At 65.4% G+C, this 5,830-nt stretch carries 3 protein-coding genes; 2 read left to right on the top strand and 1 reads right to left on the bottom strand.

All coding sequences use genetic code 11. The features are described 5' to 3' along the window. Nucleotides 1–407 (bottom strand): MsnO8 family LLM class oxidoreductase (locus IC66_RS0129040; protein ID WP_038950023.1); only part of this gene is annotated, 407 nt, incomplete at its 3' end. Nucleotides 408–805: 398 nt separating this feature from the next. On the opposite strand from IC66_RS0129040, the gene metF reads away from it, so the two are divergent. Continuing rightward, nucleotides 806–1,726 carry a methylenetetrahydrofolate reductase [NAD(P)H] gene (gene metF / locus IC66_RS0129035; RefSeq protein ID WP_038950021.1) on the top strand — a complete coding sequence of 307 codons (921 nt, stop codon included), beginning with the start codon at nucleotides 806–808 and terminating at the stop codon, nucleotides 1,724–1,726. Nucleotides 1,727–1,732: 6 nt separating this feature from the next. Further along, the gene (gene metH / locus IC66_RS0129030; protein WP_038950020.1) at nucleotides 1,733–5,584 is read left to right on the top strand and encodes a methionine synthase; all 3,852 of its coding nucleotides are present in this window, start codon (nucleotides 1,733–1,735) and stop codon (nucleotides 5,582–5,584) included. Nucleotides 5,585–5,830: the final 246 nt, after the last annotated feature.

Here is a 5,830-nt window from a genome sequence, read left to right as displayed (position 1 = left end):
AGCCGCTCCAGGAAATCATCGCCCTCGCGGCGGTCGAGCCGGCTCCGGAGCGCATAGGCGGTGGCGCCATCGGTGCCGGGCGCCCGGCCAAGGCCGAGGTCGATGCGGCCGGGAAACAGCGCCTCCAGCATCTTGAATCGCTCGGCGACGACCAGCGGGGCGTGGTTGGGCAGCATCACCCCGCCGGAGCCGACGCGGATATGCTTCGTCACCGCCGCGATCTGGCCGATCATGACGTCTGGCGCGGGACTCGCGACCGAGGCGAGGTTGTGATGCTCGGCGAGCCAGTAGCGGACATAGCCGAGCCCATCGACATGGCGCGCCAGGTCGATGCTGTTGCGCAGCGCCGCGGCGGGCCTGGTGCCTGTGGTGACGACGGAGAGGTCGAGGACTGAGAGCGGGATCATGGCGCGCTAACCTAGTGGAGGGCCGCGCGGCGACAATGGGGCGGCTGCGCAGATCTGACGTGTGCAGACCGCGAGCCCACGCAGTCGACCGAAGCGAGGCGGTGGGCCAAGAGCAGTCCAAACAACACTTCTTTCATATTGCCCACCTACCGTGCCCGCCCCGGTCGGTCCTCAGTTTTCTGCCAACTAATTGAAATAGCTATATTATTGTTGGTTCATCGACATCCCACTCAAATCGATAGACGCTCAATAATTCATCTATTGTTGCCAGAAGTGGGCCATTTCCCATCCATGATGGGCTGTCGATCGGACCGCCTTTGCCCTATCTTGGGCTCTCCCAAGCAAGACCTGACCGTCGGCCGCCAGGATCTGGCGACACATCTGGAGCGAGTGGTGCCATGACCGATCTGACGATTCCTGCCCGAGCCGACGGGCAAGACGGGCACCTGAAGCGGCCTGCGATCTCCTTCGAGTTCTTTCCACCCAAGACGGAAGATATGGAGCGCAATCTCTGGGAGACCATCAACCGGCTCGCTCCGCTCGACCCGAAATTCGTCTCGGTGACCTACGGCGCCGGCGGCTCGACCCGCGAGCGCACCCATTCGACCATTGCCCGCATCCTGAAGGAGACCGCGCTGCTGCCGGCGGCGCACCTGACCTGCGTCGGTGCCTCGCGCGGCGAGATCGACGAGATCGTCGACCGCTATCACGAGGTCGGCGTCCGCCATATCGTGGGCCTGCGCGGCGATCCCGCCGGCGGCATCGGCACGCCCTATGCCAGCCATCCCGACGGCTATCAGAGCTCGGCCGAGCTCGTCGCGGGGATCAAGAAGCGGCATGCCGACATCGAAGTGTCCGTGTCCGCCTATCCCGAGAAGCACCCCGAAGCGCGCGACTTCGATGATGATATCGACACGCTGCAGGCCAAGGTCGATGCCGGCGCGACCCGCGCGATCACCCAGGTGTTCTTCGACAACGACCTCTACTTCCGCTATCTCGACCGCGTGCAGGCGCGCGGCATCGACATCCCGATCGTGCCGGGCATCATGCCCATGCACAATTTCAAGCAGGCCCGCAATTTCGTGACGCGCGCCGGCACCACCGTGCCGGACTGGTTCGCCGCGAAATTCGAAGGCCTCGACGAGGACGCCGAGACCCGCAAGCTGGTGGCCGCAACCGTCGCGGCCGGCCAGGTGCAGAAGCTCGCCAAGCACGGCGTCGACACTTTCCATTTCTACACCATGAACCGCGCCGATCTCGTGTTCGCGATCAGCCATTTGCTCGGCATTCGCGCCAAGAGCGCCCAGAAAGCGGCCTGAGACAACATGACCGTACCTGTTTCCGCGAAACGTACTGCCCTGCTGAACGCCGCGCGCGAGCGCATTCTCGTGCTCGACGGCGCCATGGGCACGATGATCCAGAACCTCCAGTTCGACGAGGCTGCCTTCCGCGGCGATCGGTTCAAGGATTTTCATCGTGACCTGCGCGGCAACAACGATCTGTTGATCCTGACCCAGCCGCAGGCGATCGAGGATATCCACGCGGCGTATTTGCGCGCCGGCGCCGACATCGTCGCGACCAACACCTTCTCCACGACGTCGATCGCGCAGGCCGATTACGACCTCACCGACATCGTCTACGAGATGGCGCGCGAAGGCGCCCGCCTCGCCGGCAACGCCGCGCGGCGCGTCGAGGCCGAGGACGGCAAGCCGCGCTTCGTCGCCGGCGCCATCGGCCCGACCAACCGCACCGCCTCGATCTCGCCCGACGTCTCCAATCCCGGCTACCGCGCCGTCACCTTCGACGATCTGCGCAAGTCCTATGGCGAGCAGATCAACGGCATGCTCGACGGCGGCGTCGACCTCTTGCTGGTCGAGACCATCTTCGACACGCTGAACGCCAAGGCGGCGCTCTATGCGATCGCCGAGATCACCGAAGCGCGCGGCATCGACATGCCCGTGATGGTGTCGGGCACCATCACCGACAAATCCGGCCGCCTGCTCTCGGGCCAGATGCCCGAGGCGTTCTGGAATTCGGTGCGGCACGCAAAACCCGTCACCATCGGCTTCAACTGCGCGCTCGGCGCTGAAGATCTGCGCGCCCATATCGCCGATATCGGCCGCGTCGCCGACACGCTGGTCTGCGCTTACCCGAACGCCGGCCTGCCCAACGAATTCGGCCAGTATGACGAGACGCCGGAATATATGGCGCGCCTGGTCGGCGAGTTCGCTGCGTCCGGCCTCGTCAACATCGTCGGCGGCTGCTGCGGCACCACGCCGGAGCATATCGCCGCGATCGCAGCTAGCGTCGCCCCGCACAAGCCGCGCATCGTGCCGGAGATCGAACCGCGCCTGCGGCTCTCCGGCCTCGAGCCCTTCATCCTGACCGACGCGATCCCGTTCGTGAACGTCGGCGAGCGCACCAACGTCACCGGCTCGGCCCGTTTCCGCAAGCTGATCACCGCTGGCGACTATACCGCCGCACTGCAGGTCGCGCGCGACCAGGTCGAGAACGGCGCGCAGATCATCGACGTCAACATGGACGAGGGCCTGCTCGACTCTGAAGCCGCGATGGTGACGTTCCTCAATCTCGTCGCCGCCGAGCCCGATATCGCCCGCGTCCCCGTGATGGTGGACTCCTCCAAGTTCTCGGTGATCGAAGCCGGCCTGAAATGCGTGCAGGGCAAGCCGGTCGTCAACTCGATCTCGATGAAGGAAGGCGAGGAGAAGTTCATCTTTGAGGCCAAGATCGCCCGCCGCCATGGTGCGGCTGTGGTCGTGATGGCGTTCGACGAGGTCGGCCAGGCCGACACGTTCGCGCGCAAGACCGAGATCTGCAAGCGCGCCTACGACATCCTGGTGAACAAGGTCGGCTTCCCGCCTGAGGACATCATCTTCGATCCGAACATCTTCGCGATCGCGACCGGCATCGAGGAGCACAACAATTACGGCGTCGACTTCATCGAGGCGGCGCGCTGGATCCGCCAGAACCTGCCCGGCGCCCACATCTCGGGCGGCGTCTCCAATTTGTCGTTCTCGTTCCGCGGCAACGAGCCGGTGCGCGAGGCCATGCACTCGGTGTTCCTGTATCACGCCATCAAGGCCGGCATGGACATGGGCATCGTCAATGCCGGCCAGATGATCGTCTATGACGACATCGATGCCGAGCTGCGCCAGGTCTGCGAAGACGTCGTGCTCAACCGCGACCCGGGCGCGTCCGAGCGTCTCTTGGCACTCGCCGAAAAATTCCGCGGCAACAAGACCCAGACCAAGGAAGCCGATCTCGCCTGGCGCGAATGGCCGGTCGCGAAGCGGCTGTCGCATTCGCTGGTGCATGGGATCACCGAGTTCATCGAGCAGGACACCGAGGAGGCCCGCAAGGCGTCCTCGCGTCCGCTCGACGTGATCGAGGGCCCGCTGATGGCCGGCATGAACGTGGTCGGCGACCTCTTCGGCGACGGCAAGATGTTCCTGCCGCAGGTGGTGAAGTCCGCGCGCGTGATGAAGCAGGCGGTGGCCTGGCTGATGCCGTTCATGGAAGAAGAGAAGGCGCGCAATCTCGCCAACGGCATCGGCACCGAGGGCTCCTCGTCCGCCGGCAAGATCGTGCTCGCGACCGTCAAGGGCGACGTCCACGACATCGGCAAGAACATCGTCGGCATCGTGCTCCAGTGCAACAATTTCGAGGTCATCGACCTCGGCGTGATGGTGCCCGCCGCAAAGATCGTCGAGACCGTGAAGGCGGAGAAGGCCGACATCGTGGGTCTCTCCGGCCTGATCACGCCCTCGCTCGACGAGATGGCGTTCTTCGCCGGCGAATTGCAGCGCGAGGGCCTCAAGCTGCCGCTCCTGATCGGCGGCGCCACCACGAGCCGCGTGCACACCGCAGTCAAGATCGACCCGAGCTATCGGGCCGGCCCCGTCGTGCATGTCAACGACGCCAGCCGCGCCGTCGGCGTTGCGTCCTCGCTGCTCTCGCCCGAGAAGCGCGAAGCCTATGCCGCCGAGGTGCGCGCCGAATACGCCAAGATCTCGGACGCGCATCTGCGCGCCCAGGCCGACAAGAAGCGCCTGAAGCTCGCGGCAGCGCGCGCCAACCGCGTGCCGGTCGACTTTGCCAAAAGCAAGCCGGTGAAGCCGACTTTCCTCGGCATCCGCAGCTTTGACGACTACGATCTCGCCGAACTGGTCGACTGCATCGACTGGACCCCGTTCTTCCAGACCTGGGAGCTCGCGGGGCGCTTCCCCGCCATCCTCGACGATGCCAAGGTCGGCGAGGTCGCGCGCTCGCTCTATGACGACGCGCGAAAAATGCTCGACACTATCGTCAAGGAAAAGTGGTTCCGGGCGCGCGCGACGATCGGCTTCTGGCCGGCGAACGCGGACGGCGACGATATCGCTGTTTACGCCGACGAGAGCCGGACCAAGAAGATCGCGACGCTGCACACGCTGCGCCAGCAGCTCGAGAAGCGCGAAGGTCGGTTTAATGCCGCGCTCGCCGACTTCGTCGCGCCCGCGGGCGTGCCCGACTATGTCGGTGGCTTCGTCGTCACGGCAGGCATCGGCGAGGACGCGGTTGCCGACCGCTTCAAGATGGCCAATGACGACTACTCCTCGATCCTGTGCAAGGCGCTGGCCGACCGTCTCGCCGAAGCCTTCGCCGAGCGCATGCATGCCCGCGTGCGCCGCGAATTCTGGGCCTACGCGCCGGACGAGACGCTCTCCAACGACGAGCTGATCCTCGAGAAGTATCAGGGCATCCGCCCCGCGCCGGGCTATCCCGCGCAGCCCGACCACACCGAGAAGGCGACGCTGTTCGAGCTGCTCGATGCGGAAGCCAGCTGTGGCGTGAAGCTGACCGAGAGCTTTGCGATGTGGCCGGGCTCCTCTGTGTCCGGGCTCTATTTCGCCAGCCCCGAAAGCTATTATTTCGGCGTCGGCAAGATCGAGCGCGACCAGGTCGAGGACTATGCCGCACGCAAGGGCATGAGCGTCGCGGAAACCGAGCGCTGGCTCGCGCCGGTGCTGAACTACATCCCGTCGCGAGAGGACAGCGACAAGGGCTTTGCGGCAACGGCGGCGAATGACGAGACGTCGAAGGATCTCGCCTCGCATCCGCCGGGCTGCACCTGCGCGGTGCACCTGGTCTGGCAGAAGAAGCGCGCTGGCGCGGGTTAGGCGCGCGCTCTCTCCCCTTCCTGGCGAAGGCCTCCGTGTCCCGGACGGCGCTGCATCGCGCAAGCGATGTGGCACGGCACGCGGCAAGATGGGCCCGGGCTCTGCAGCGCTCCACCCCGGACGATGCTGCGCATCGCCGGGCCGCTGCGCTGCGTCCGGGGCACGAGTCCTTTGTTCAATAGACACACCTTTGCATCCTCGCGGCGCGTTCCGCCCGAGCTTTGCGCTTCGCGTCACGCCCTCAAT

It is taken from the genome of Bradyrhizobium genomosp. III, from assembly GCF_000261705.1.
Lineage (GTDB): Bacteria > Pseudomonadota > Alphaproteobacteria > Rhizobiales > Xanthobacteraceae > Bradyrhizobium > Bradyrhizobium ottawaense.
Note: the sequence above shows the minus strand (reverse complement) of the source record. Positions and strands in the feature narration are given on the sequence as shown.

What these genes read in the sequence shown, in the direction of transcription:
- metH (WP_038950020.1), top strand. Translation starts at nt 1,733, where the DNA reads ATGACCGTACCTGTTTCCGCGAAACGTACTGCCCTGCTGAACGCCGCG.
- metF (WP_038950021.1), top strand. Translation starts at nt 806, where the DNA reads ATGACCGATCTGACGATTCCTGCCCGAGCCGACGGGCAAGACGGGCAC.